The sequence below is a fragment of the Aequorivita antarctica genome (assembly GCF_007997155.1).
Lineage (GTDB): Bacteria > Bacteroidota > Bacteroidia > Flavobacteriales > Flavobacteriaceae > Aequorivita > Aequorivita antarctica.
This window is the reverse complement of record NZ_VORT01000009.1, coordinates 81,061-106,870: the sequence shown is the minus strand read 5'-3', so window position 1 is coordinate 106,870 and position 25,810 is coordinate 81,061. Positions and strand designations below refer to the sequence as shown.

Below are 25,810 nucleotides of genomic sequence, written 5' to 3'. Positions count from 1 at the left end.
TAACTAACCCATTTTAAAAATGGGTCTATATTGTTACTAACCAAAATATTATATTATGAAAACATTTTATTTTCTTATCATTTCCATTCTTATTTGTGCAAATAGCATTGCTCAAAACTCTAAAAAATTGGAACTTTTAGATGTTTTTAATATGGAATATGTTTCCGAACCTATAATCTCTCCTGATGGCAACCACATTATCTACGTCCGAAATTTCAAGGATGTTATGACAGACAGAAACTTATCTAATCTTTGGATGGTAAATGTTGATGGCAGCCAAAACAGACCCATTACTACAGGAAACCAAAACGATTTTGCACCAAGTTGGTCGCACGATGGAACAAAAATAGTGTTCAAATCGAATATGAAAGATGATAAAATAAAGCTCTATATGATGTGGATGGATTCCAAAGATGTTTTAGCCCTTACCAACACTACAGAAAGTGCTGGTTCAGTATCTTGGTCTTGGGATGATACACAATTGGCATTTTCTATGTTTGTACCTGCTACCAAAACATCTCCTATCACCTTACCCCAAAAACCTGAAGGCGCTAAATGGAATGCACCTCCAATTTATATTGACCAAATGAAATACAGAGGTGATGGTCAAGGCTACCTTAAAGGTGGCAACGACCAATTATTTATAATTTCAACAGATGGCGGTACCCCAAGACAGCTAAGTTTTACTGCTAACGATCACGGAAATCCTATATGGTCTAAAGATGGAAGATCGCTTTATTTTGGCGCCAATCTTCACGAAGACCATGAAATGGAACCTGTAGATAGCGAAATTTATCAGCTCTCTATAAGCACAGGAGCCATTAAAGCACTCACTACTCGAAAAGGTCCAGATGATGGTGCAGTTGTGTCGCCTGATGGAAGTAAAATAGCCTATACAGGTTTTGATGATACCTATCAAGGCTATACAGTTACCAAACTTTATGTTATGAATGCCGATGGTTCTGACAGCAAAATTATAACCGCAGATTTAGACAGAGATATTTCAAACCCAATTTGGGAAGATAACGGCAAAGGTCTTTATTTTCAGTATGATGAAAAAGGCGATACCAAAATTGGCCATGTAGCACTCACTGGAAAAATAAGAACTATTACAGACCATCTTGGTGGGCTATCATTAGGTCGTCCCTACAACGCAGCTTCCTATTCAGAAGCAAAAAACAGGCTTGCTTATACACTTGGCGGAACTGACCATCCTGCAGATTTAGCAGTTTGGAATGGTGGTGAAACCAAACGCATTACCAATTTAAACGAAGATCTATTTGCTGGCAAACAACTTGGCAATGTAAAAGAAATGTGGTGGAAGTCTTCTTATGACAATAGAGACATTCAAGGTTGGCTTGTAACACCTCCAAACTTTGATGCTACTAAAAAATATCCTTTTATCCTCGAAATACATGGAGGTCCTTTTGCCAGTTATGGTTCTGTGTTTTCAGCTGAAATTCAAATGTATGCCGCTGCAGGTTATGTGGTTTTATATTCCAATCCTAGAGGAAGTACAAGCTATGGACAGGAGTTTGGAAATTTGATTCACCATGATTATCCTAATCACGATTATGAAGATCTTATGTCTGGTGTTGATGCTGTTATAAAAATGGGCAATGTAGATGCTGCAAATCTTTTTGTTACTGGTGGTTCAGGTGGAGGCGTATTAACTGCTTGGATTGTTGGCAAAACCAACAGGTTTAAAGCTGCTGTGGTGGCTAAACCAGTTATTAACTGGTACAGTTTTGTACTTTATGCAGATAGCCCTGCATTTTTCTACAAATATTGGTTTGGAGACAAACCTTGGGATAATCCTGAAGCTTATTTCAAAAGGTCGCCATTGTCTTATGTTGGCAATGTTACCACACCAACCATGTTACTAGGTGGTGAAGACGATTTTAGAACACCTATTAGCGAACAGGAGCAGTTTTATGCAGCCCTCAAAATTCAAAATGTAGAAACTGCTATGGTAAGAATTCCGGGAGCTTCGCATGGCATTGCTAACAAACCAAGTAATCTGATTGCCAAAGTTGCAAGTATATTGGCCTGGTTTGATAAATATAAGAGCAAAGACTAATCTTCAATGATAAAACTCTTTAGAAACATCCGCCAAAACCTGCTCGCAGAAGGCAAAACAAGTAAATATCTCAAATTTCAACCGCTTCGGAAAGTTTTAAAATGCCTTTGTCCTAAAGAGATAACTTTTTATAGCTAAATTTCTTAACTTTAACAATCTCCCCAAAATAATCATTCCTAAAAACTTGAAAGCAAACAGATTATGTAAATTCAACCGATTTCAAAAAACAGCATTATGGAAGAACAAGAAAAACAACCCCTACCGCCAATTAAAAATAAGCATACTGATGATTTAGTAGATCACTATTGGGGTAGCATTAATTACGTTGCTGGCTTAATAAAAGCTTCCGAACTGAAGGCTGGACTTATTCTTTCCTTTTATGGAATTTTACTGAATTTTATTTATCAAGGTGCGGCTATGGCGGTAAAAAATGTGCCAAATGAAATGATATTGTACATTCTTTTAGGGCTTTGGCTTTGTAGTACGGTGGCGTCCATTTATTTTGCTATTCGCTGCTTTATTCCTAGAATCGAGGCAAAATATGACAAAAATATATTCTTCTTCCGCGACGTAATTTCAAAGTTTGGGACCATTAATGAATTCTCCAAAACCTTCCACCGAATAAGTAAAGACGAAGATCAACTTTTTGATCATTTGGGACAACAAGTGTTTATCATTTCAAAAATTGCGACAATAAAGTTTAAAAATGTGCAGCGATCGCTTAAATTTTTGGCATTGGGTTTAGTGTTAGTTCTGATTACTATTATTTATTATGTGATTACTACCCTGTAAAAGTCCCAGTCAAATGGCTTAAACGACGAATAGCCAAATCGCAAATGGTTCAAATTAAAATTGAACTGAAATTGTTACCTTTAGACCATTCTATAAATTATTTATTATGAGACTTTTAGCTTCTTTCTTTATATTATTTTTTATCTTTTCTTGCAAGCAACAGGAAACAAAAAAAAATTATCTAGGCGTTGTAAACATTACGATCAGCGGAAAGGAAAGTGCCCAGCCTCATTTTGAAAAGGGATTATTGTTTTTGCATTCCTTTGAGTATGAAGATGCTCGAGAAGCTTTTCAAGAAGCACAAAAGGAAGACCCAAAAATGCCCATGGCCTATTGGGGCGAGGCGATGACCTATAACCACAGCTTGTGGCACGAACAAGATTATGAAGCTGCAGCAGCTGTTTTAGAAAAGCTTGACAGCATTGATATAGCAAAAAATACAACAGAAATTGAACAGGATTTAATTGAATCTGTACACATATTATATCAGCCAAAAACAGAAAAAAAGCAACGAGATCTTGAGTATTCAAATTTTATGGAAGGTTTATACCAAAAATATCCTGTCAATCAAGAAGTGGCCGCTTTTTATGCTTTGTCATTATTAGGTTCAGTACCTGAAGGAAGGGATGATAATATTTATGGGAAAGGAGCAAAAATTGCTCAAGGTATTTTAAAAGAAAATCCAAACCATCCCGGTGCACTTCATTATTTAATACATTCCTATGATGATCCGGATCACGCTACCCTTGCTTTGGATGCCGCCAATGCATATTCAAAAGTAGCTCCAGATGCCAGCCATGCGCTGCATATGCCTTCCCATATATATGTTGCAATGGGTATGTGGGATAATGTAATTTCTTCCAATATTGCTTCATACCAAGCGAGTATCAATAGAATGGAAGAGAAAAATCTAAACAATGATGCCCGCGGATATCACGCTTTCCATTGGCTGGAATATGGCTATCTTCAAAAAGGAAATTATAAAGAAGCAAAAAAAATGGTGCTTGATATGAAAAAATATGCTGCCGAAAACTTATCAAAAAATGCACGGGTATATTTGGTGTTTTTAAAAGGAACCTATTTAATCGAGACCGATGAATGGGAAGATGAAGTAGCTAATATTCCTGTAAACATAACAGATTTGAACATTTCCGTCCGCTCCAAATATCACTTTCTGGAAGGGATGAAAGCTTTTAAAACAGGCAACACACAAAAACTTGACAGTATACTCAATGTTATGGACCAAGACCACAAAAGGGAATCGTTTGTTGTTTCAGAAGGCAGTTCAAAACTTTGTTCAGGGGTTACCCGCGATGAAGCTACAAAAATGGATTTAAAGGAAGCTGAAATTAGGCAAAACCAATTATTGGCACTTCGTGCTGAACTGGATAATAATACAAAATTTGCAGAAGAATATTTTATAAAGTCTATTGATATTGAAAACAGTATAAGTTACAGTTATGGACCACCGTCCATCCAAAAGCCTACGCATGAGCTTTACGCAGATTGGCTGCTCACCCAAACAAGAAAAGAAGAGGCCGCAAAACAGTATGAGCTTGCCCTAAAAATTGGCCCTGGTAGGTTGCGTGTTTTAAAAGGAATAGAAAAAACAAAACAAGTAATTTGAGTTTACAAACTTCAAAAAGTATAGTACTTAAATTTTCAATTTCCACTTTGTGGGCAAAAAGGCTTTTACTTATCTTTAAATTCTGAAAAAAACTTCAGAAAAAACCATGAATATCGATCAAATTTTCAAAAACAATGAAGCCTGGGTAAACGAAAAATTAGGCACAGATCCTGATTATTTCAAAAATCTTTCCGAAGGCCAAAATCCCGACGTGCTTTACATTGGGTGCAGTGACAGCCGCGTTACTGCCGAAGAAATTATGGGTGCTAAACCAGGAGAGGCTTTCGTGATGCGAAATATTGCAAATATGGTTTCAAACTTAGACCTCAGTGCGATGAGCGTAGTCAATTATGCGGTGAGCCATTTGAAAGTAAGCCATATAATTGTTTGTGGCCATTACGGTTGCGGCGGTGTAAAAGCCGCAATGCAAAGTCAGGATTTGGGGATTTTAAATCCTTGGTTACGAAACATTCGCGATGTTTATAGATTGCACAATCAAGAACTCAACCAATTAAAAACCGAAGAAGAAAAATACCGTCGGCTTGTAGAACTGAATGTACAGGAACAGTGCGTTAACGTTATTAAAACCGCAGATGTACAAATAGCTTATCGAAACCGAAACCTAACAGTACACGGCTGGGTAATGGATATGGAAACAGGAAAATTGATAGATTTAAAAATTGATTTTGATACAGTGCTGAAAGGGATAATGGAAATTTATCATTTAGATTAATTTAGATAAGTCTCTAAATAAAAATGCCGCTTTCCTGAATTGGAAAACGGCATTTCATCTACAAAGCAATTATTACAATTGGGGAAGAAGTACTTTATCAATTACATGAACAACGCCATTAGCGGCTTGAACGTTCACTACTATAATATTACTAACGCGTCCGTTAGGATCTGTTATGGTTGCATTTCCAGCATCAATAACCAAATCATCACCTAAAGTACTTACAGTACCATTTACCAAATCTTCAGCACGAACATTAGCACCTGCAATCACGTGGGTATTTAAGGCCGCTGTTAATACAGGCCCATCAATATCATTTAATCCACTCGCGCCAAGTTCAGCCAATAGTGCCACAAAAGCATCATTGGTTGGAGCAAAAACTGTAAATGGCGCAGGGCTAGTTCCCGCAGGGGTTGATAGTACGGCCACATAATCGGGTTGATCATAACGCGTTAAAGCCGCTACCAAAGTGGTGAAAGTTGGATCTGCTGTAGCAAAAGTAACTACTGTTGGCAAGCCAATTACTGAATTAACAGCGTGAATTACTCCATTGTCAACAGCAACATCTGCAGTTGTTACAGTGGAAATTCCATTTAATTTTACACCAGATGTAGTGTTTACATACATACTCAAGTTTTCTCCTGAAGATGCTTCGGTTGCCAAAGAGTTAATGTAGCCAGTACTCAAATCAGCCGCCATTACTTTACCACTTAAAACGTGGTTTAACAACACATTTTTAAGTAAATCTGTTGGAACATCATCCAAAGAAGCAAATCCATTTGCAGTTAAAAATGCAGCAAAGGCAGCATTGTTAGGGGCAAAAACGGTAAAATCTCCTTGTCCTGCCAGCGTTGCTGTAAGGCCAGCTTTATCTAATGCTGCTTCCAAAGAAGAATAATCATCATTTGATGCTACAAAATCTGCGATTGTGTTTGTTGGAGGGTTCGGATTGTTATCGTCATCATCACTACAAGAAGTTATTCCTATTGCGATGAAAACAATCATAGAAATTTTTAATAAGTTTTTCATTGTTATATAGTTAAGGTTTTTATGAGCAGCAAATCTATTGAATGCGTTTCCTTGTAAAAAGAACTTTAACTTTTGTTTATCTTTTTTAGTTAAAAGTTAAACAAAATTTTAATAAAATAAATTTATAGTTTCAATACAAAACTTATCTTTATAGCAAGTTTTAACCAATTCTCAAATTAAATTATGAAATACATCTTTATATTTTTTTCGATTATATTATGCACAAGCACTCTATTCTCTCAATCTGAAAAAGAAAAAGTAGAAAGCACCGTAACTAAAAACAAAATTGAAGGGCATATCTATTTTCTTGCGGACGATCTTTTAAAAGGCCGCGCCACGGGCACACCCGAAAATAAGGTTGCAGCTTCCTATCTTGCCAATACCCTTAGAGGCTATGGTGTAATACCAGTTACACAAAATGTCTTAAAAGGTTCAAGTACAGAAAGCTATTTTCAAGAAGTAAAATTGAACCAAATAACCCCCATAAAACGTCTGCTTTTGGCTATAGATGGCAAAGAGTTAAAGAAAAAAGTAGCTATAAAGCCAAACAAAATGGAGTTTACGGGAGAGGCCGTGTATTTAGGTTATGGTCTTGAAAGTGATTATAAGGGAAAAGATGTCTCTGAAAAAATTGTAATTGTAAGGTCAGGTGGGCCAAAAGTTACTGATACTCGTGCCGCCTTTGGCTTGATTGAACAAAAAGAGCAATTGGCAAAAGAACATGGCGCGGTTGCAGTAATTGAACTTGTGGACACAAACGAAATAATTTGGGAATATATCGACCACAGTTTTAATGGTGACCGTCTTGAAATTGCTGATGACAAAAATAGCAAAGAAAAAGGACTCGCATATCTTTGGGTACACGATGAAAATAATATTCTGGCGAATGCACTTGGAACTAAGGACAAATTGAGTGCAAAACTTATGATGGAAGGTGAAGAGAAAAAAACTATTATTTCTCAAAATGTAATTGGGATGGTTGAAGGAACAGATCCACAATTAAAAAATGAATTTATTATTTATTCCGCACATTACGATCATGTGGGTATTGGTAAACCCGATGAAACTGGTGATGTAATTTACAATGGTGCGAGGGACAATGCTGTGGGAACAACAACGGTTTTAAGTATGGCCGAAAACATTGCAAAATACCCAGCAAAACGTTCGGCATTATTTATTCTTTTCACAGGAGAAGAAAAAGGATTACTGGGAAGCGAATATTATGTTGAAAACCCTGTACTTCCTCTAAACAAAATGGTTTATTGTTTTAATAGTGATAATGCGGGTTATAACGATACTTCAGTAATTTCGGTAATTGGATTGCCAAGAACAACAGCGTCTGAAAACATAAAAGAAGCCGCCACAACTTTTGGCCTAACAGCAATTGATGATGCCGCTCCGGATCAAAATCTTTTTGATCGCAGTGATAATGTAATGTTTGCTAAAAAAGGCATCCCAGCCCCTACTTTTTCATTGGGATTTAAATCTTTTGACGGCGATGTTACTAAATATTATCATCAAGCTGGGGATGAGGCAGACACTTTGGATTACGACTATTTATTGAAATTTTTTCAGAGCTACGTTTTGGCTGGCCGTTTAATTGCAAATGATACTAAGACCCCTACTTGGACTAAGGGGGATAAATATGAAGAAGCAGGAAAGGTTTTATATAAGAATTAACATTTTTAAACCTATTTCACTAAAACAAAAAAGCCACGGGAAACCGTGGCTTAATCGTAGGGATTAAAAAAACAATTATAGTTTTTGAAAAGTTAAGTAATCAGTACCACCGTTGCCTCCACTAACATCAAAGAGTTCAACTCTGGTGTTTGTATATGTAACAACATCCCAATCGTCATTAAATTCGTCAAAAGGCATAGCGGTTCCAAAATCTAATATTACGTCAAGACCATTGCTGCTGTTAACAACACTCCAAGTTCCGTTAATTGTATTGTTGCTGTTTTCTGCACTCACGTTCCCATCAGGTTTAAAAGTCAGTGCGTAACCATTGTAATCGTTGGTTTCGTCATTGCCATCGTCTATATAGCTTTGCACATACCATTGTCCATCCATTAGAATATTGGTCAGCTCTGTGGTGTTTCCTCCTCCATTACAATCTCCGTAAGGGTTTCTTCCAAAATTCAGATAATCTGTTCCACCGTTACCTCCGCTAACATCAATTAATTTTATGATTTGGGCGTCAAAACTGGTTACGTCCCAATCATCATTTAAATCTTCAAAAGGATCATTGCTTCCGGATATCTCGAAGTTCAGAATAAGATCTATCCCACTACTGCTATTAGTAACTGTCCAGATACCGTTAACCGTGTTGTTCGTGCTTATTGCAGTAACTGTTTCATTTGCGTTGAATTTGAATTCATAAGCTACATAATCACAAGTCTTATTATTTCCGTTATCTTCCAATAGGTTTACATACCATACATTATTTGTCAAATTATCCGTAAATTCAGAAGTGTTTCCGCCGCCGCCGCCGTTCGGTGTTCGTTCGTAAGTTAAAAAGTCTACACTGCCGTCGCCACCACTAATGTGTTTCAATTTAATGATATCTTGGGTTGCTTCAATAATGTCCCAATCTTCATCAAGTTCATCAAAAGGAGCATTGGTTCCAAAGAAAAAATTTAGATCCGGGGTATTGCTATTTGTCAAGCTCCAAGTGCCATCAACTGTATTGGAAGTACTTACGGCTTGTGCGGTATTGTCTGTAGCGAATGTAAATTCATAACCAGCAAAATCGCTCGTTTCATCTGTGTCATCGAAATAATATGTGACAAACCAAGAACCTGTGGTCAATATGGTTTCAAAATCTGAAGGAAAACCTCCTCCATTAGATGAGCAATCCGAAATTAATGTTACTAATTCTGCATTGCTATTTACTTGAACCGTAGTGCCATCCTGCAATACAACACTTATTGGAAATTGCAAGGCAATATAAGTTCCCGGATCTAAGGAAAGCAATAAGGCAAGTAGTTCACCATCGTTGCCCACCGTCTGCGTTCCGGTTTGCTGCTGATTTGAATTGTAGATAAAGAAGGTAAGCGGATAAACAAGATCAATACAATCTATTGAAGAATTATTGTTGCCGTCCGTAGTGCGAAGCAATAAATTTCCGAGTTCGGAATCTACGGCTACAATATCTGTGTTCGAATCATCAAAAGGCTGTGAATCTTCTGTTGTACAAGAGCTTACTAAAAAAATTAATAAGAAAGCTGAAAATGTGAGTTTGATTAATTTATTCATGGTTGTTTATTTTTATGTTTTATATAATTAAGACAGACAACCTAAAGAAAACCCTACCATACATTTATAATTTTTATTTGAAACAGAGAAATTCACTGAAAAAAAGGGAATAAAAAAACCATCCGAAAATAGGATGGTTTTTTTTAGAAGATGAAAGTGATTTTTAGATTCTTTCAAATGTTAAAAAGTCCGTACCTCCATTGCCGCCGCTTACATCGGTTAATTCAATTTTTGAATTGCTCACCGAAATAATATCCCAATCATCAGAAAGGTCTTCAAAATCTGGAGGCGAAGCAAAGAAAATATTAAAATCGGCACCACTTGAACCTCCATCATCGTCACTAGAATTACTATCCGTTACAGACCAAGTTCCTGTAATTGTCGTACTTCCTTTTATAGCTGCCAAGGAACCATTTTCATTGAAAGTAAAAGCATAACCAGTAAAATGATCAGTTTCATCCTGATCAGAGTCAAAAAAGTAAGTGACTTTCCAAGTGCCGCTTTGTACAGTATTTATGGTTTGTTCAACGGTTGTATTTTGCTGTTGATTGTTGTCATCATCTTTATTACAAGACATTGCGAGGCCAGTGTAAATAAAAATTACAAGAATTGCATTTAAAAGGGTTTTCATTGTTTATTATATTTTGCGATTAGTATTTGATTAAAATATTGTTGTTTAATTTTTTTTGAAAATCAAAGTATCTTCAATTTCACCTTGGCTATTTCGGGTGATAAAGGTTACTGAGGTTGGTGAATATTGCAATGCTTTATATTCATCATTATCCGCACCATTTATGGGACTGTCCATATTAAATTCAAAATTTAATTCTTGGCCGGTCAATGTTACGATCCATATTCCATCCACATTTTGCGATCCATTTGTAGCCAAAATATTCTGATTGGCAAAGAAGGTAAAATCATAGCCAGAATAATCTGAAGTTTCATCATCGCCATCGTCTAAATACTTTTCAATATACCAAGTGCCCGATTGAAGAATATCACGAAGTTCCTGCGGATCTGGACCACCTCCTCCACCGCCATTTGGTTCCCGGCCGAAAGTAAGACGATCTGTTCTACCCCCGCCACCACTCACGTCAGAAAGACGAATAATGGTTTGTGTGGCTTCCAAAACATCCCAATCGTCGTTCAGTTCACCGAAATTGCCGTTAGTGCCTGTTTCAAAATTTAGAATGAAATCTAAATTGCCACTATCTATTGCAGCAGTCCAAAAACCATTGATTGTATTGTTGTTGCTCACGGCAATAGCAGAACCATTTCTTAAGAACGCAAATTCATATTCATTGAAATTTGCAGTGTGGTCGGTTCCATTTTCCTCCAGCAAATTCACGAACCAACTTCCTGTACTCAGGTTCTCTATGAAAAGATTTAGTTCAGTATTGTTTCCGCCGGTATTAGGATTGCGGCCAAACGTTAAATAATCTACACTACCATCACTTCCACTAATGTGTTTCAGCTTAATGATTTCTGAGGTTGCTTCAAGTATTTCCCAATCTTCGTCAAACTCATTCAACGGCGCATTTGTTCCGAAGAAAAGATCGAATTTAAAATCGTTCACGAGCGCCCAAGTTCCAGATATGGTAGTTCCAGATTTTACCGCTTGAGCCGTTCCATCTAAAGCAAAGTTAAATTCATATCCGGCATAATTATCAGTTTCGTCATAATCATTAAAATAGTATTCAACATACCAATTCCCAGTTGTTAAATCTTCTTCAAATTGCGAAATATCTATGGGATTGTTATTTGTATTTGCCACACAATCTGCAATCAAGGTTTGTAATTGTTGGTTGCTGTTCACTTCTGATGTTGAACCATCAACAAGGATTACCGAAATTGGAAAATCCAAACTAATAAAATCATTCGGGCCCAATCCTTGCAGAAAGCTGAAAAGCTCTAAATCATTATTCACAAACACAGAACCTGTTTGCTGTTGATCTGAATTGTAGGTGAAAAAAGAAATAGGATATACAAAATCCAAACATCCAATTTCAACATCATTTACACCACAAGTGGCGGCAAGAGCGTCCAACTCAGCTTGAGTGTTTACTTCTAACTGTGTAAAATCAAAAAGCTCGAGGGTAATTGGGAACGCTATTTCTAGAGTATCCGTATCGTTTGGAAACTGATTGAAGATTTGTTGAATCAATAAAACATCATCGGGAATATTGATTGTTAGCTGTTGTCCGTTTGCAACAACCGTAATGGGGAGCACTACAGAAGCACAACCATTTCCATCAATTATATCATCGTAACTGCCTGGATTCTGTGAGGTGCGCAATAACAGACCAGTTAATGGAGAGCCTGCAGTTATGGTATCCGCAGGAGTTTCATCAATATATTCCTTTTCCTCTTTCTGGCATGAAAAAAATACAATGCCAATAAAAAGCAGAAGGAAAAAACGGAGGATGTATATTTTTTTCACACTAGCTGTGTTAAGTGGTTTATATTAATAACAAATAAATTAAAATTTACCCTACCCTCCAACTTGAAAAACTTTTAAATATATTTGAAGCCAACCAACCACCTTTATGAAAGAGCCTGAAAATGTTTGTAATGAAAATACATTCAACCGTCTTTATGAAACTCATGGAAAGCCGGTTTGGCGTTTTATCTATTTCAAATGTGGTGATGGGGCGCAAGCTGATGATTTGGTGCAGGAGGCTTTCATAAAATTGTGGCAAAACTGCGCTAAGATAACGAAAGAAAAAGCAAAATCATTTTTATACACCGTTTGCAACAATGCTTTTTTAAATGAAATGGCTCACAAAAAAGTGGTTTTAAAACACGCCAAAAGTCAAAACGACCACACAAATTTCCAGTCCCCTGAGTTTTTGATGGAAGAAGCCCAATTTCATGAGAAACTTAAAACCTCACTTGAAAATCTTACCGAAGCCCAGCGCACTGCTTTTCTGTTAAATAGAATAGAAGGAAAAAAATATGCTGAAATTGCAGAAATGTTGAATATTTCAGAGAAAGCAGTGGAAAAACGCATGAGCCAAGCTTTGGCAACACTTCGGAAAGAAATAGGAAATATTTAAAATTTTAAGGTAGGGTAACAAGCACTTCGGCTGTTTCACTTATGAATACAAAGAAAATGGAGAAAGATTACTTATTACACAAATGGCTGAACAACGAAGCCACTCCCGAGGAACTGGAACAGTTAAAAGCCGATCCAGAATATGCTTCGTATGTTCAAATTGCAACTGCCAGTTCTAATTTTGGAGTACCTAAAATGGACAGTGAAGCAAACTTTGAAGCCATTTCAAACCAGCTAAAACCTGTTCACCAACTTCATAAGCCGAACATATTTTCAATTGTTTGGAAAGTTGCCGCGGTCTTTGCAGTTTTGCTGAGCAGCTATTATTACATTTCTATGTTAGACACTTCGGTGAAAACTGAAATCGCTCAGACCAAAACTTTTGCATTGCCAGATAATTCTGAAGTTGTGCTAAACGCAGGTTCACAAATCACATACAACAAAAAAAACTGGTCCGATTCTCGCGAGCTCTCTTTGGATGGGGAAGCTTACTTCAAAGTGAAAAAAGGAAATAAATTCAGCGTAAAAACCGTTGAAGGTATTGTAAGTGTTTTAGGAACGCAGTTCAATGTTTTTGCGAGAGATGGATTTTTTGAGGTTTCCTGTTACGAAGGTTTGGTTAGTGTAGCTTTCAATGATACACTTGTAAAGGTGCCCGCAGGAAGCAAAATACAAATTGAAAACGGAAAGTTAGCAATTAATGAAGCTACTGAAAACGCTTCACCTATATGGCTTGCCAACGAAAGCAATTTTGAAAACGCACCACTGCCAATTGTTCTGAAAGAAGTTGAAAGACAATACCCTGTTAAGGTTAATTTAGAAGATATTGATTCTGAAAAAAGATTTACCGGAAGCTTCACCCACGAAAACCTTGATCTTGCATTAAAAGCCATTTGTGAGCCCCTTCAACTGAACTATAAAATAAATAAAAACGGAGTCGTAAGCATTCATGCCAAAAATAGCAAGTAGCTACAAAATCCTTGTTTTCTTCTTAGTTTTCTTTGCTTTCGGAGCCAAATCCGTAGCACAGGAATCTGATGATACTACCCTCTTGACCTATTTGAAATCTTTGGAAGAGGAGTACAATGTTCGGTTTTCCTACGTTCGGGAAGAAGTAGAACAAATTACACTGAAGCCACTTTCAAAGGATAACAATTCCTTAGAAAATGTGCTTTCCCACCTTCGGAAGAACACGCCTTTAATTTACCACCGCATCAACGAACGCTATATCAGTATTACTTCCAAAGAAAATGACGGCAGTCTTTGCGGTCGGATTATAGATTTTGAAACCCAATTGCCATTAGAAGGTGCGACGATTATTTCAGAAAATAACTCGTTCAATACAATTTCAAACGCCGAAGGCTTTTTCTATATTCCCATGCAAAACAAAAATGTAAACTATACGGTTTCGTTTGTTGGCTATACTTCAATTAAAAAAAGCACTTCCAGCTTATCCAATGATTGTTCTGCCCTGCTTTTAGTTCCTTCGGTTTCTGAATTGGAGGCAGTGATGGTCCAAAATATTTTCACTAAAGGAATCGATAAAAACCAGGATGGTTCCATCATAATTTCTACTCAAAATTTCGGTCTCTTACCGGGACAAGTAGAAAACGATGTGTTGCAGATTGCGCAAGCCCTACCAGGCGTGGAAAGTGTGGATGAAACTATTTCAAACATCAACATTCGCGGCGGAACGCATGATGAAAACCTAATGCTTTGGGATGATATAAAAATGTATCAAAGCGGACATTTTTTTGGCCTCATTTCGGCTGTAAACCCAGATATCACCAAAAACGTAACAGTATATAAAAATGGAACCAACATTCGTTTTGGCGAAGGAGTTTCGAGTGTAATCGATATGCATTCAAAAAATACCATTTCCTCAGAAACTGAAGCTGGAATTGGTTTCAATTTGATAAACGGAAACGGATTTTTGGATATTCCCATTTCAGAAAAACTCGGTATTCAAGTTGCCGCTCGAAAATCAATCAACCATCTTTGGGAATCGCCCATTTATAAAAATTATACCAAACGTATTTTTCAGGACAGTGAAGTTTCGAATATTGAAAACACGGAGAATAATGTCGCAATCGCTACTGATGAAAATTTCAGTTTTTACGATTTCAGCACCAAATTGTTGTGGGATATTTCAGAAAAAGATAAAGTGCGTATCAACTTTTTGACAATTGATAATTCACTGGATTTCACTGAAACTTTGGAAACCAATTCCCAATCCAAAACCAGTGAATTGGACCAACGCAGCTTGTTGGGAGGTGTTTCATGGAACCGTAGGTGGAATGATAAAATTGAAACTACTGCTTTGCTTTACGGCACTTATTATCTGCTAGATGCTACCAATAAAGATATTTTCACTACCCAAGAACAAATACAAAAAAACGAAGTTTTGGAAACTGGCGTTAAACTAGACGCAAACATCTGGCTTTCGCAAACTTTAAAATTGCAAACGGGCTATAATTTTTCCGAAATAGGTATTGCTAACACCCAAGATGTAAATCTACCGCGGTTTCGCAATTACGAAAAAAATGTTTTGCGAACACACGCGCTTTTTGCGGGATTGAATTATATGTCCACCAATCAAAAAACCTCCATTTTTGGAGGAGTGAGAGGGAATTATTTTTCGAAGTTTGAAGAAATTTTGATAGAACCTCGATTGAGTTTGCATCAAAAATTGGCGAAGGGTTTTGCCGTTGAGGTTTTGGGTGAATTCAAAAGTCAAAGCACTACGCAACGAATCGATTTTGAAAGTGATTTTCTCGGTATTGAAAAAAGAAGATGGATTTTGGCTGACGAAGAAAACACACCTATTATTAAAAGTAAACAAGCTTCTGCTGGGCTTGTTTACAGCAAGAAGGGACTTTTTATGAATGTGGAAGGGTTCTATAAAATAGTGGATGATATAAATAGTGCAAATCAAGGACTACAGAATCAGTTTCAATTTTCTAGAGCCATTGGAAATTATACCGTAAAAGGCGCCGAAATTGTGGTAAATAAAAAAACAAAATCATTCAGCACTTGGCTGAGTTATATGTATAGTAAAAACGATTATGAATTTGAAGGTCTCGAACCATCAACGTTTCCAAACAATCTGGATATTCAGCATTCCGCTACACTTGCAGGAACTTATTCATGGAATGCTTTGAAAGTTGCTTTAGGACTGAATTGGCACAGCGGAAAACCCTATACAATTCCGTTGCAAAATTTTGAAACAACCACAGAAGGTGGGATAACAACTATTCAATTTGATATTCCAAATAATGAGCGATTACCAGACTATTTTCGTACAGATATTTCTGCGGAATATCTTTGGAAACTATCTCCTTCCATTGATGCCAAAATAAACATTGCGCTTTTAAACTTGTTGAATACCGAAAACACTATTAACATCCGCTATGCCTTGGCACGGGATGAAAACAATGAGATAACCGTAAATCAAATTGAGGAAATTTCTTTGGGAATTACACCAAACTTTTCGTTTCAGGTTTTGTTTTAAAAATTACATGCGCTCCGGAACCTCGATACCTAAAAGCGCAAAAGCACTTTTAATAATCTCACCAACAGCTCTTGAAATCTTCACACGGAACGCTTTTTCAGTTTCGTTATCCGTTGCCAAAATAGGCACATTTTGGTAGAAACTGTTGAATTCCTTCACCAAATCATAAGTATAGTTAGCAATTAAAGCAGGGCTATAATTTTCCGCAGCAAATTGAATTGTTTCGGGATATTGCTGAATCATTTTTATAAGCTCTTTTTCCTTTGGATGCATTTCAAAAGCTGTCAGGTCGAGCCTTTCGTCTCCGCTCAAGACAGGCTCCGTCGAGACCTCCCCAGCTTTTCTTAAAATAGACTGAATTCGCGCATAAGTATATTGTATAAAAGGCCCCGTATTTCCTTGAAAATCTACGCTTTCTTCGGGGTTGAAAAGAATTCGTTTTTTTGGATCTACTTTTAGAATATAATATTTCAAAGCGCCCAACCCGATCATTTTGTAAAGCTGCTCTTTTTCTTCTTTTGAAAAATCGTCAATTTTTCCAAGTTCTTCAGAAATAGTTCGGGCAGTTTCAGTCATTTGTGCAATCAAATCGTCAGCATCAACAACTGTTCCTTCGCGACTTTTCATTTTTCCCGAGGGCAAATCCACCATTCCATAACTTAAATGAAACAAGTTTTTGGACCAACTGTAACCCAATTTTTTCAGAATTAAAAACAATACTTTAAAATGGTAATCTTGCTCGTTGCCCACGGTGTAAATCATTCCACCAACATCAGGGTGGTCTTTTACACGCTGCACGGCAGTACCAATATCTTGCGTCATATAGACGGCGGTGCCATCACTTCGTAACACAAGCTTTTCATCTAACCCATCTTCCGTTAAATCGCACCAAACGGAACCATCGTCTTTCATAAAAAAGACGTCTTTTTTTATACCTTCCTCTATAATATCCTTTCCTAAAAGATAGGTATCACTTTCGTAATAATAAAAGTCAAAATCTACGCCGATAGACTTATAAGTTTCCTCAAAACCTTTATAAACCCAGCCGTTCATTTTGTTCCAAAGCGCTACTGTTTCTTTATCGCCAGCTTCCCATTTAAGAAGCATTTGCTGTGCTTCCTTTAAAAGCGGGGCTTGTACCTTGGCTTCTTCTTCGGTTTTACCATCTTGCTTTAAAACTTCAATTTGTTTCTTATATTCTTTGTCAAATTTTACATAATAATTACCAACGAGCTTATCGCCTTTCAAATCTGCAGAATCAGGTGTTTCGCCATTTCCGAATTTTTCCCAAGCAAGCATACTTTTACAAATATGAATTCCGCGATCGTTGATGATTTGTGTTTTATAGACTTTTTTTCCTGCTGCCTTTTCAATTTCGGCAACTGAATATCCTAACAAAACATTTCGAACGTGACCCAAATGCAAAGGTTTGTTGGTGTTTGGAGAAGAATATTCTACCATCATAGCTTCATTACCCTGTGGAACTTTTCCGAAGGAGGAAAAATCATCAACTGAATTAAAGAAATTCAAATAATACGCATCACTCAAAACAATATTCAAAAAACCCTGAACCACGTTGAATTTTTCAATCTCTGCAACATTTTCAACCAAATAGTTGCCAATTGCCTCTCCAATCTGTACTGGATTTCCTTTAACAACTCTCAACATCGGGAAAACAACAGCAGTAATATCACCCTCAAAATCCTTGCGGGTGGCCTGCAATTCTACAGATTCAAGAGTTGCTCCGTACAGTTTTTCTACTGCAGTTTTAATTTGGGTTTCCAATGTTTGTTGAAGTGTCATACTAAAATTTTAAAGTGCAAAGATACTTTTTTGAACTCTTAATTCTGTTTTCAATTTTCCGAATTTTTCGAAGCTATCAAATAACCTTCATTTAAAGTTTTGGTAAACTTCAAATTCTAAAAGCTAGCGTCCTTTGCCGAAAAAACTATGGACATTTTTTTATATGTTTTCGCTGCACTTTTTTCGGTGATAAACCCATTGGGAACGGTACCCGTATTTGTAGGATTAACTAGTGATGAGAGTACACAAGAGCGAAATAGAACCTCACTTTTAACCACCGTAAATGTGATTGCTATTTTAATTATTTCCTTCTTCGCAGGAACTTATTTGTTGGCTTTTTTCGGAATAAGTTTGAACGCGCTGCGCATTGCGGGCGGGATGATAATAGTTACTTCCGGTTTCGCACTTTTAACCGGCACATTTTCAAAGCACAAAGGGATGAAAAACAAACGGGTTCAAAAAGATTTGGACAAACGCGAGAAATTTTCGCTTACACCCTTAGCTATACCAATGCTTGCAGGACCGGGATCCATTTCCTTATTAATAACTTTTAATCAGAAATACCAAGAATCGAGCGATATATTATTGGTTGTTTTGGCAGTGTTGGCAGTTGGTTTGGCAACTTATATTATTTTGAGAAGCTCTCACTACATCAGTAAATTTTTGGGAGCTTCAGGCATCAACGCTATTTCAAGAATTGTTGGATTTATAGTAATTTCCATCGGCGTAGAGTATATCAGTGCCGCAGTGATTTCTATTTTTAAAACAATAAATATTTAAAAATTAGCGGCGATTTTTTAGTAACGCACCAGCAATCAACGCTAAAACCCCGATACCAATCATTCCCAAGGTTTGATTGGTCAATCCTTCCTTGGCATTCACTTCCAGCGGTCCAATATCCAGAACTTGCTGTGGAACAAATGCATTATACAATCCAAAGACGATCAAAACTACGCCTACTATCAGCAATACAATTTTTAGGATTTTCATAAAGTTTGGTTTTTTTTTGGTTGAAGTTTTAAAGATACCATTTTGATAAATATGCTAGCCCATAACTTAACGGGTTTTTAACTACCGTTTATTTATTATCAACTATCTTTAAACAAAATCTCCAAAATTGAAAATTCTACTCACAGGTGCTAATGGATATATTGGAATGCGTTTGCTTCCCCAACTTTTAGAAAACGGACATGAAATAATCTGTGCGGTTCGCGATAAGAACCGACTTCCACTGGATCCAGAAACCACAAAAAAAGTAACCGTATTTGAAGTTGATTTTGCCGAAGAAGTAAACCTTGAATCCTTTCCGAAAGATATAGATGCCGCGTATTATTTAATCCATTCCATGAGCGGTGCTGATAGCAATTTTGACCAAATTGAAGCTAAATCTGCTGAAAATTTCAATAAATACATGGCTGTAACTTCTGTGAAGCAGGTTATTTATTTAAGTGGAATTATAAACGAAGAACAACTTTCCAAACATCTTTCTTCGCGTAAAAAAGTAGAAGAAATTTTATACGAAGGTAATTATCATCTCACCGTCTTACGCGCAGGAATTGTGGTGGGAAGTGGTAGTTCTTCGTTTGAAATAATCAGGGATTTATGTGAAAAACTACCCGTAATGGTTGCACCAAAATGGTTGAAAACCAAAATCCAACCCATCGCAATTCGAGATGTAATTGCATTTCTTTATGGCGTCTTGAACAATGAAAAATGTTTTGACCAGTCTTTCGACATTGGTGGACCCGATGTTTTGACCTATAAAGAAATGCTGCTGAAATATTCTAAAATCCGCGGCCTGAAACTCTGGATAATTTCTGTTCCAATAATGTCTCCGCGCTTGTCTTCTTATTGGTTGTATTTCGTCACTTCAACATCTTATAAACTTGCAGTAAACCTTGTGGACAGTATGAAAATGGAAGTTGTTGCAAGAGACAATAAACTACAGGAAATTTTAAATATCCAACCCATTTCTTATGAAGAAGCCATCAAAAATGCCTTTATAAAAATTGAACAAAATCTCGTGATTTCAAGTTGGAAAGATTCGTTGGTGTCAGGCAGGATTTCGAATTTAAAAGAATACATACAAGTGCCAACATTCGGATGTTTAAAAGACAGAAAAGTGTTGAAAATTGACAATCCCGAAAAGGTTTTGGACAACATTTGGACTATTGGTGGAAATCGTGGTTGGTATTACGGAAATTCACTTTGGAAAATCCGGGGCTTTATGGATAAAATTTTTGGCGGGGTTGGTTTACGTCGCGGCAGAACACATCCTGATCAAATTTATACGGGTGATGTTTTGGATTTTTGGCGCGTACTTTATGCAGACAGGGAAAGTAAAAGGCTCTTACTTTTCGCTGAAATGAAATTACCTGGAGAAGCTTGGCTGGAATTCTGCATTAACGATAAAAATGAATTGATACAAACCGCCACGTTCCGGCCGAAAGGCTTGTGGGGAAGGCTTTACTGGTATTTAATGCTTCCGTTTCACTACTTCATATTTGGCGGAATGATTAAGAATATTACCAAAAAAGAAGCTTTGGTCTAAACTTATTCCTTCGGAAGAAATACTTCTGCCATCATACAGCGTGCGCTTCCGCCGCCGCAAGTTTCAATAGTCGTAAGATCGCTGCTCAAAATTTCACAATGTTTTTCGATTGCCGCAATTTGTTCCTTATTTAAACTTGTATGGGCCGCAGTGCTCATTACCAAATACTTTCTATCCTTGCCCTGAAGTTGAAGCATATTACCAGCAAAATGATGCATTTGCGCTTCGGTTATCTTGATGATTTCCTTCCCGTCTTTTTTTAAATGCTGTACAACATTTTTCTTTTCAGCGGCATTGTCTATTGAGTCCAAGCAAATTACGCAGAATTTTTCCGCAAGACACATCATTACATTGGTGTGGTAGATTGGTACACGCTTGCCACCAACTGTTTGGTTTGCGGTAAAGATTACGGGCAAGTATTCAAAATCTTCGCAGAATTCAATTAACAGGTCTTCATCGGCACGAGCAGAAAGCGCACAATAAGCCTTATGATTTACGCGGTCAAGCAATAGGCTTCCAGTACCTTCCAGAAAAACCCCTTCGTCTTCCGCTGGAGTATAATCGTAAACATTATTAATGACGAAACCTTCGCTTTCCAAACGGATTAAAACATCTTCACGTCTTTCGCGGCGTCGATTTTCGGCAAACATCGGGTAAAGGCCAATATCCCCATTTTCGTGAAAACTGATCCAGTTATTTGGAAAAATGGAATCTGGTGTATCCATCCTTAAATCATCGTTTTCAACAATCACATTTACACCCACGTTGCGAAGTTTTTGTACGAAGTCATCAAATTCAGCCTGTGCTTGGGCATTAATTTCAGCATTTTTAAGCGCTATGTCTTCCTGAAAAAAATTATTGACCGCTGTTTGCTCGTTCATACGGAACGCAACTGGGCGAATCATTACGATTGTATCTGTGATTTGTTTTGCCAATTGAAGAAATTTTAGGCTACAAATTTACAGGAATTTAAAATTGAAAAAATGGTTTTGAAGATGTAAGTTTATTAAAAATATATTGACTAAAGCCCAATATATTTTAGACTACTACGTTTTTAAAAAATATTTAACTCCCCAATGAAGAAAATAATTTTATCATTTGCTGCTATTGTATTCTCAATAACAGTCTCCGCCCAAGAATGGCAAACCGATTTTGAAACCGCAAAACAAATTTCTTCCGAAGAAAATCGTCCCATCATATTAGTTTTTCAGGGAAGTGATTGGTGCGCACCGTGTATAAAACTAGATCGGGAAATATGGAGTGCCGATGAATTCAAGGCATATGCAAAAGAAAATTTTGTTATGTTGCAAGCAGATTTTCCTAGGAAAAAGATAAATGCCCTGCCCGATGAACAACAGCAAAAAAATAATCAACTTGCCGAAAAATACAACAAACAAGGCTACTTTCCATTCGTAGTGGTTCTTGACAAAGAAGGGAATGTTTTGGGAGAAACAGGTTACGAAAAAACTTCGCCAAAAACTTATATAGAAAAACTTAAATCGTTTGTAAAATAGTTTGAAAAAAATAGCCCTTTTATGCATTGCACTACTTTGTGTGAATTCAATTTTTGCACAGGAAATTTTCAAACGCACCCTAAAATTGATGGGCAGCCGTTTTGAAATTACAGTCATTGCAAAAGATTTAACAGAAGCAAACAGTTATATTGATATTGCAGTTGGGGAAATAACTCGAATTGAAAAACTAATTTCCTCTTGGGATCCAGCTTCGCAAACTTCAGAAATAAATAGAAATGCCGGAATAAAACCCATAAAGGTTGATGAAGAACTCTACAATTTAATAGGGCGTTCCGTTGAGATTTCTAAATTGACCGAAGGCGCATTTGACATCAGTTTTGCTTCCATGGATAAAATCTGGAAATTCGACGGCAGCATGACCCAAATGCCTTCCGAAGAAGCTATAAAACAATCCGTTGCAAAAATTGGGTATCAAAATATTATTCTCGACCCTGAAAACTTTACTGTTTTTCTGAAGTTGGAAGGAATGAAAATAGGTTTTGGCGGCATTGGAAAAGGATATGCGGCCGACAAAGCCAAAAAACTTTTAATGGAAAAAGGTGTTAGTGCAGGAATAATAAATGCTTCAGGAGATATGAACACCTGGGGAAAACAACCCGATGGGGAGTTTTGGAAAGTGGCCATCACCAACCCAATGGATAAAAATAAAGCCTTTGCACTATTGCCATTAAAAGATAATGCTGTGGTTACCTCCGGCAATTACGAGAAATACGTTACATTTAACGGTGTTCGCTATACCCACATTATTGATCCACGCACAGGGTATCCCGCCACCGGAATTATAAGCGCCACAGTATTTGCTCCAAAAGCCGAAATTGCCGATGCTCTGGCCACTTCTATCTTTGTAATGGGAAAGGATGTTGGGATTGATTTTATAAATCAATTACCAAAAATAGAATGCATTGTTATTGATGAAAAAGGTGAGATTTTCACTTCAAAAAATATAGAAATTGAAACTTTAAAAAACTAGAAAGCCTAAAAAAATATGAAAAAGCTATTACTGCTTTCAGCAATCATAACATTGGGAACTTTGAATTCTTGTACAGTTGTAAAAGAATACGAAAAAGTGAAACTCAATGATCCCGATATGGTTTTGGGAGACAAACCCGCGGACAGGTTCGAGATTAACGCACAGGCATATCGTGAAGCTGCCTCAGGTGCTAACGGAGGTAAAACTGGTGGCGGTTGCGGCTGTAATTAAAGAATTTATGAAATACACAATTAGTTTATTTATCATTCTGTTTTCAGCAACAGTCTTTGCGCAGGATTCCACTTCTACTTATAAAAAACGAGTACTCGAAGCCAGCGAAGTAGATTTTCTAACAAGCTTCTACAGTCAAGATGGCAATAATGCCGCAGTAAGTGGTGGTATAGGTTCAGAAAAACTTACAGATTTTACCCCTACAATAGTGGTTGCAATTCCTTTAAATGACGACGATGTATTAACAATTGACGCTGGTGTTTCCGCATACACATCAGCCTCATCAAGTAATATCGACCCATTTGATGGTAATAGCCCTGCAGATCCTTATGTATCGTCTTCAGGGGCTTCAGCTAGCGATCTTTGGGCGGGTGGCAATTTTAGCTATTCACACAGGAGCGATGATAGAAATGATATTGTAAGCGCTAAAGTTTCCGTTTCTTCAGAGTTTGATTATTTTTCATTCGGTTTTGGCGGAAACTACACAAAGCTTTTCAATGAAAAGAATACAGAGTTAAGTGTGCACGCAAATGTTTATTTAGACACTTGGAAACTACTATACCCAATAGAACTTCGACAGTCTTCAACTTTTAATGGTTTAGACAAGAAAAACAGAAATTCCTATTCTATAGGTTTTGGTTTTTCACAGATACTTTCAAAAAGTTTACAGGGATCCCTTTCACTGGATTTAGTACAACAGCAAGGTTTACTGTCCACACCTTTTCAAAGGGTATATTTTAGCGACCTTCCAGATCGTTTTCGTGAAAACTTTCAGTTGGCGGATGATATTGAAAGATTGCCTGATACGCGTTTCAAAACAGCAATTGGTGGAAGGTTAAATTATTTTATAAATGAAATGTTTGTAGTAAGAACCTATTATCGCTACTATTCTGATGATTGGGGGATTAATTCGCACACGGCGAGCATTGAAGTTCCTATAAAAATCACAGATAAATTTACTTTGTATCCAAGTTATCGTTTTTACAATCAGACCGCAGCAGATTACTTTTACCCCTATGAAGTAGCGTTATCAACAGATGAATTTTACACTTCAGATTATGATTTATCTAAATTCTCAGCAAACCAATACGGTTTTGGAATTGGCTATACAGATATTTTCACAAAGTTTAGATTGCTGAAATTTGGACTGAAAAGTATAGATTTAAAATACGATTATTACAAACGGGACAGCGGTTTGAACTATAGCCTTATTTCGGCAGGGTTTAAGTTTATTGGAAATTAATTTAAGCACTTAAAGAATCCCCTTCATCAATGGGATTATGTCCAAATTTCAATAGTAATCTTTCGTAGAAATCATTCTGAAGTTGTCCTTCTTCAAGACACCCCATTAGCGTTTCCTCCAAGTCTGAATATGTAACTTTAGCGGCAACTGCTTCATTTAAATCAAAAAGTCTAACGGGGTTTGCGGGCAGGGGTTTGGTATTCCAAATGGAAATTATTTTAGTTTTGTAGTCAATATTGACATCAACTATATTGAAGAAATAGATCAAAAAGGTTCGGTGGAACTTATAGAATTCCCCCGAGGGTCGTTTGTTAAAACGACAGCTCAACGCAATAAGATTTCGCATTTCCCTATACAGTATTTCCTCCTCGTTTTCCATAGCACTATTGAAGTTACGAAGAGATTGCATTGAAATGCTCACACAGGAAGTACTTTGGCGCTAGTTTAACTACCGAAGACTCACTACGTTAAAAAATTAAGAAGGAAATTTAGTTTTTATTTTGAAGTCCGTCGGCTTCCCAATGCAAGAAACCACCTTTCATATCATAAATTTCCTTAAAGCCAACGTCTTTTAAAATCAAAGCAGCTTTGGCGCTTCTTTTTCCACTTCGGCAATAAAGATAAATTGGTTCATCTAAATTTAACTTTTCAGCTTCTGTGATAAAATCGGTCTCTGAAATATTTATATTCAGCGCGTTTTCAAGGTGTCCTTCTGCAAATTCTTCAGGAGTACGAACGTCAACCAACTGAACATCCTTCTTGCCTGCAATTGCATCGTGAAATTCCTTGGGAGTTAAAACTTGGATTTCCTGCGCAACACTTTTGTCTTTACAGGCTGTAAAAAAAAGAATAAAAGTAAGTCCAAAAAGGATAGCTATATTTTTCATAATTATTTAGATTAATTGTTTATTTCACCTTTCCACTCAATAATTCCGCCTTTTAAATTGTATGCGTTTTTCACTCCTATGGAATTTAGTAACATACAGGCCTGACCACTTCTGCCGCCAGAACGGCAATAAACGTAATAGTTTTTTTCAGGATCTAATGCTTTTGCGCGTTTAAGAAATTCTGCCCCATTAAAAATATCAATCTGCAATGCACCCGGAATGTAGCCTTCATCAAATTCGGCATCTGTTCGAACGTCTAAAATTACTGCATTATCGTCCTTCTCACATTGTTCACTCCACTGCTGTTGAGTTAAGTCTGCCATTTTATAAAATTTTTGGTAAAAATAATAAATGCGAAGGGTTTATTCATATAAAAACCGAAAACAAATTAGTCTGGGATTTCAATGATTAACTTCTTGTTAATAGTACTGTCTTTAAAAGAAAAGTTTCTCATAATTTCTATTTAAAATTTTCCATCATTTAATAGTAAACTAAGATTAGAATC

At 36.8% G+C, this 25,810-nt stretch carries 24 protein-coding genes; 14 read left to right on the top strand and 10 right to left on the bottom strand.

What is annotated here, in order from left to right; translation table 11 throughout:
- Positions 1-55: 55 nt before the first annotated feature.
- The 4 genes from ESU54_RS12940 to ESU54_RS12925 all read left to right on the top strand — a co-directional run bounded on the left by ESU54_RS12940 (position 56) and on the right by ESU54_RS12925 (position 5,232).
- Positions 56-2,080, top strand: coding sequence for a S9 family peptidase (locus ESU54_RS12940; RefSeq protein WP_111844083.1), 2,025 nt, complete (start codon positions 56-58; stop codon positions 2,078-2,080).
- 234 nt (positions 2,081-2,314) lie between these two features.
- Positions 2,315-2,872, top strand: coding sequence for a Pycsar system effector family protein (locus ESU54_RS12935; RefSeq protein WP_111844082.1), 558 nt, complete (start codon positions 2,315-2,317; stop codon positions 2,870-2,872).
- Between the two features lie 106 nt (positions 2,873-2,978).
- On the top strand, positions 2,979-4,499 hold the full coding sequence (locus tag ESU54_RS12930) for a tetratricopeptide repeat protein (RefSeq protein ID WP_111844081.1): 1,521 nt from the start codon (positions 2,979-2,981) through the stop codon (positions 4,497-4,499).
- A 106-nt stretch (positions 4,500-4,605) separates the two neighbouring features.
- The gene (locus ESU54_RS12925; RefSeq protein ID WP_111844080.1) at positions 4,606-5,232 is read left to right on the top strand and encodes a carbonic anhydrase; all 627 of its coding nucleotides are present in this window, start codon (positions 4,606-4,608) and stop codon (positions 5,230-5,232) included.
- Positions 5,233-5,304: 72 nt separating this feature from the next.
- On the opposite strand, the gene ESU54_RS12920 is transcribed toward ESU54_RS12925, so the two are convergent.
- The gene (locus ESU54_RS12920) at positions 5,305-6,261 is read right to left on the bottom strand and encodes a fasciclin domain-containing protein (protein ID WP_111844079.1); all 957 of its coding nucleotides are present in this window, start codon (positions 6,259-6,261) and stop codon (positions 5,305-5,307) included.
- Between the two features lie 183 nt (positions 6,262-6,444).
- On the opposite strand from ESU54_RS12920, the gene ESU54_RS12915 reads away from it, so the two are divergent.
- Positions 6,445-7,941, top strand: coding sequence for a M28 family peptidase (locus ESU54_RS12915; RefSeq protein ID WP_111844078.1), 1,497 nt, complete (start codon positions 6,445-6,447; stop codon positions 7,939-7,941).
- Positions 7,942-8,016: 75 nt separating this feature from the next.
- Here ESU54_RS12915 and ESU54_RS12910 read toward each other — a convergent pair whose 3' ends face one another.
- From ESU54_RS12910 to ESU54_RS12900, 3 genes are all read right to left on the bottom strand, one after another.
- Complete coding sequence (locus ESU54_RS12910) at positions 8,017-9,519, bottom strand: hypothetical protein (RefSeq protein ID WP_111844077.1); 1,503 nt, start codon at positions 9,517-9,519, stop codon at positions 8,017-8,019.
- 163 nt (positions 9,520-9,682) lie between these two features.
- Positions 9,683-10,150, bottom strand: coding sequence for a hypothetical protein (locus ESU54_RS12905; RefSeq protein ID WP_235004561.1), 468 nt, complete (start codon positions 10,148-10,150; stop codon positions 9,683-9,685).
- Positions 10,151-10,195: 45 nt separating this feature from the next.
- Positions 10,196-11,959, bottom strand: a complete 1,764-nt coding sequence (locus tag ESU54_RS12900; protein ID WP_111844076.1) for a hypothetical protein — start codon at positions 11,957-11,959, stop codon at positions 10,196-10,198.
- 106 nt (positions 11,960-12,065) lie between these two features.
- Between ESU54_RS12900 and ESU54_RS12895 the strand changes: the two genes are divergently transcribed.
- Genes ESU54_RS12895 through ESU54_RS12885 form a run of 3 tightly spaced genes read left to right on the top strand, consistent with a single transcriptional unit; the run spans position 12,066 to position 16,085 of the window.
- Positions 12,066-12,575, top strand: coding sequence for an RNA polymerase sigma factor (locus ESU54_RS12895; protein WP_111844075.1), 510 nt, complete (start codon positions 12,066-12,068; stop codon positions 12,573-12,575).
- Between the two features lie 56 nt (positions 12,576-12,631).
- Positions 12,632-13,543 (top strand): FecR family protein, encoded by a 912-nt coding sequence (locus ESU54_RS12890; RefSeq protein WP_160113265.1) that lies wholly within the window; start codon positions 12,632-12,634, stop codon positions 13,541-13,543.
- The gene (locus ESU54_RS12885; RefSeq protein WP_111844073.1) at positions 13,524-16,085 is read left to right on the top strand and encodes a TonB-dependent receptor; all 2,562 of its coding nucleotides are present in this window, start codon (positions 13,524-13,526) and stop codon (positions 16,083-16,085) included. Before ESU54_RS12890 ends, ESU54_RS12885 begins: the two co-directional genes overlap by 20 nt.
- Before the next feature lie 3 nt (positions 16,086-16,088).
- Here the strand turns inward: ESU54_RS12885 and argS are convergent, their stop codons facing one another.
- Positions 16,089-17,888, bottom strand: a complete 1,800-nt coding sequence (gene argS / locus ESU54_RS12880; RefSeq protein WP_111844072.1) for an arginine--tRNA ligase — start codon at positions 17,886-17,888, stop codon at positions 16,089-16,091.
- A 147-nt stretch (positions 17,889-18,035) separates the two neighbouring features.
- Here argS and ESU54_RS12875 point away from each other — a divergent pair, with 147 nt between their 5' ends.
- Positions 18,036-18,668 carry a MarC family NAAT transporter gene (locus ESU54_RS12875; protein WP_111844071.1) on the top strand — a complete coding sequence of 211 codons (633 nt, stop codon included), beginning with the start codon at positions 18,036-18,038 and terminating at the stop codon, positions 18,666-18,668.
- A gap of 3 nt (positions 18,669-18,671) precedes the next feature.
- Here ESU54_RS12875 and ESU54_RS12870 read toward each other — a convergent pair whose 3' ends face one another.
- The gene (locus ESU54_RS12870) at positions 18,672-18,878 is read right to left on the bottom strand and encodes a hypothetical protein (protein WP_111844070.1); all 207 of its coding nucleotides are present in this window, start codon (positions 18,876-18,878) and stop codon (positions 18,672-18,674) included.
- Between the two features lie 127 nt (positions 18,879-19,005).
- On the opposite strand from ESU54_RS12870, the gene ESU54_RS12865 reads away from it, so the two are divergent.
- Positions 19,006-20,439, top strand: a complete 1,434-nt coding sequence (locus ESU54_RS12865) for an SDR family oxidoreductase (RefSeq protein ID WP_111844069.1) — start codon at positions 19,006-19,008, stop codon at positions 20,437-20,439.
- A 2-nt stretch (positions 20,440-20,441) separates the two neighbouring features.
- On the opposite strand, the gene ctlX is transcribed toward ESU54_RS12865, so the two are convergent.
- Positions 20,442-21,374: a citrulline utilization hydrolase CtlX gene (gene ctlX, locus ESU54_RS12860; protein ID WP_235004560.1), complete on the bottom strand. Its 933-nt coding sequence runs from the start codon at positions 21,372-21,374 to the stop codon at positions 20,442-20,444.
- A gap of 141 nt (positions 21,375-21,515) precedes the next feature.
- On the opposite strand from ctlX, the gene ESU54_RS12855 reads away from it, so the two are divergent.
- From ESU54_RS12855 to ESU54_RS12840, 4 genes are read left to right on the top strand one after another with little or no spacing between them, the layout of a single operon-like run.
- The gene (locus ESU54_RS12855) at positions 21,516-21,953 is read left to right on the top strand and encodes a thioredoxin family protein (RefSeq protein ID WP_111844067.1); all 438 of its coding nucleotides are present in this window, start codon (positions 21,516-21,518) and stop codon (positions 21,951-21,953) included.
- 1 nt (position 21,954) lies between these two features.
- Positions 21,955-22,944 (top strand): FAD:protein FMN transferase, encoded by a 990-nt coding sequence (locus tag ESU54_RS12850; protein ID WP_111844066.1) that lies wholly within the window; start codon positions 21,955-21,957, stop codon positions 22,942-22,944.
- Positions 22,945-22,959: 15 nt separating this feature from the next.
- Positions 22,960-23,175 carry a DUF4266 domain-containing protein gene (locus tag ESU54_RS12845; RefSeq protein ID WP_111844065.1) on the top strand — a complete coding sequence of 72 codons (216 nt, stop codon included), beginning with the start codon at positions 22,960-22,962 and terminating at the stop codon, positions 23,173-23,175.
- A gap of 7 nt (positions 23,176-23,182) precedes the next feature.
- Positions 23,183-24,418, top strand: a complete 1,236-nt coding sequence (locus ESU54_RS12840; protein WP_111844064.1) for a DUF3570 domain-containing protein — start codon at positions 23,183-23,185, stop codon at positions 24,416-24,418.
- Between the two features lies 1 nt (position 24,419).
- On the opposite strand, the gene ESU54_RS12835 is transcribed toward ESU54_RS12840, so the two are convergent.
- The 3 genes from ESU54_RS12835 to ESU54_RS12825 form a co-directional block, all read right to left on the bottom strand.
- Positions 24,420-24,839, bottom strand: a complete 420-nt coding sequence (locus ESU54_RS12835) for a hypothetical protein (protein ID WP_146743981.1) — start codon at positions 24,837-24,839, stop codon at positions 24,420-24,422.
- Between the two features lie 67 nt (positions 24,840-24,906).
- Positions 24,907-25,305, bottom strand: a complete 399-nt coding sequence (locus ESU54_RS12830) for a rhodanese-like domain-containing protein (protein ID WP_111844062.1) — start codon at positions 25,303-25,305, stop codon at positions 24,907-24,909.
- A gap of 11 nt (positions 25,306-25,316) precedes the next feature.
- Positions 25,317-25,628 (bottom strand): rhodanese-like domain-containing protein, encoded by a 312-nt coding sequence (locus ESU54_RS12825; protein ID WP_111844061.1) that lies wholly within the window; start codon positions 25,626-25,628, stop codon positions 25,317-25,319.
- Positions 25,629-25,810: the final 182 nt, after the last annotated feature.

Coding starts and splice junctions, on each gene's coding strand:
- ESU54_RS12845 (WP_111844065.1), top strand. CDS start 22,960: ATGAAAAAGCTATTACTGCTTTCAGCAATCATAACATTGGGAACTTTG.
- ESU54_RS12875 (WP_111844071.1), top strand. CDS start 18,036: ATGGACATTTTTTTATATGTTTTCGCTGCACTTTTTTCGGTGATAAAC.
- ESU54_RS12855 (WP_111844067.1), top strand. CDS start 21,516: ATGAAGAAAATAATTTTATCATTTGCTGCTATTGTATTCTCAATAACA.
- ESU54_RS12930 (WP_111844081.1), top strand. CDS start 2,979: ATGAGACTTTTAGCTTCTTTCTTTATATTATTTTTTATCTTTTCTTGC.
- ESU54_RS12885 (WP_111844073.1), top strand. CDS start 13,524: ATGCCAAAAATAGCAAGTAGCTACAAAATCCTTGTTTTCTTCTTAGTT.
- ESU54_RS12825 (WP_111844061.1), bottom strand. CDS start 25,628: ATGGCAGACTTAACTCAACAGCAGTGGAGTGAACAATGTGAGAAGGAC.
- ESU54_RS12895 (WP_111844075.1), top strand. CDS start 12,066: ATGAAAGAGCCTGAAAATGTTTGTAATGAAAATACATTCAACCGTCTT.
- ESU54_RS12840 (WP_111844064.1), top strand. CDS start 23,183: ATGAAATACACAATTAGTTTATTTATCATTCTGTTTTCAGCAACAGTC.
- ESU54_RS12920 (WP_111844079.1), bottom strand. CDS start 6,261: ATGAAAAACTTATTAAAAATTTCTATGATTGTTTTCATCGCAATAGGA.
- ESU54_RS12915 (WP_111844078.1), top strand. CDS start 6,445: ATGAAATACATCTTTATATTTTTTTCGATTATATTATGCACAAGCACT.
- ESU54_RS12940 (WP_111844083.1), top strand. CDS start 56: ATGAAAACATTTTATTTTCTTATCATTTCCATTCTTATTTGTGCAAAT.
- ESU54_RS12870 (WP_111844070.1), bottom strand. CDS start 18,878: ATGAAAATCCTAAAAATTGTATTGCTGATAGTAGGCGTAGTTTTGATC.
- argS (WP_111844072.1), bottom strand. CDS start 17,888: ATGACACTTCAACAAACATTGGAAACCCAAATTAAAACTGCAGTAGAA.
- ESU54_RS12830 (WP_111844062.1), bottom strand. CDS start 25,305: ATGAAAAATATAGCTATCCTTTTTGGACTTACTTTTATTCTTTTTTTT.
- ESU54_RS12905 (WP_235004561.1), bottom strand. CDS start 10,150: ATGAAAACCCTTTTAAATGCAATTCTTGTAATTTTTATTTACACTGGC.
- ESU54_RS12925 (WP_111844080.1), top strand. CDS start 4,606: ATGAATATCGATCAAATTTTCAAAAACAATGAAGCCTGGGTAAACGAA.
- ESU54_RS12910 (WP_111844077.1), bottom strand. CDS start 9,519: ATGAATAAATTAATCAAACTCACATTTTCAGCTTTCTTATTAATTTTT.
- ESU54_RS12890 (WP_160113265.1), top strand. CDS start 12,632: ATGGAGAAAGATTACTTATTACACAAATGGCTGAACAACGAAGCCACT.
- ESU54_RS12935 (WP_111844082.1), top strand. CDS start 2,315: ATGGAAGAACAAGAAAAACAACCCCTACCGCCAATTAAAAATAAGCAT.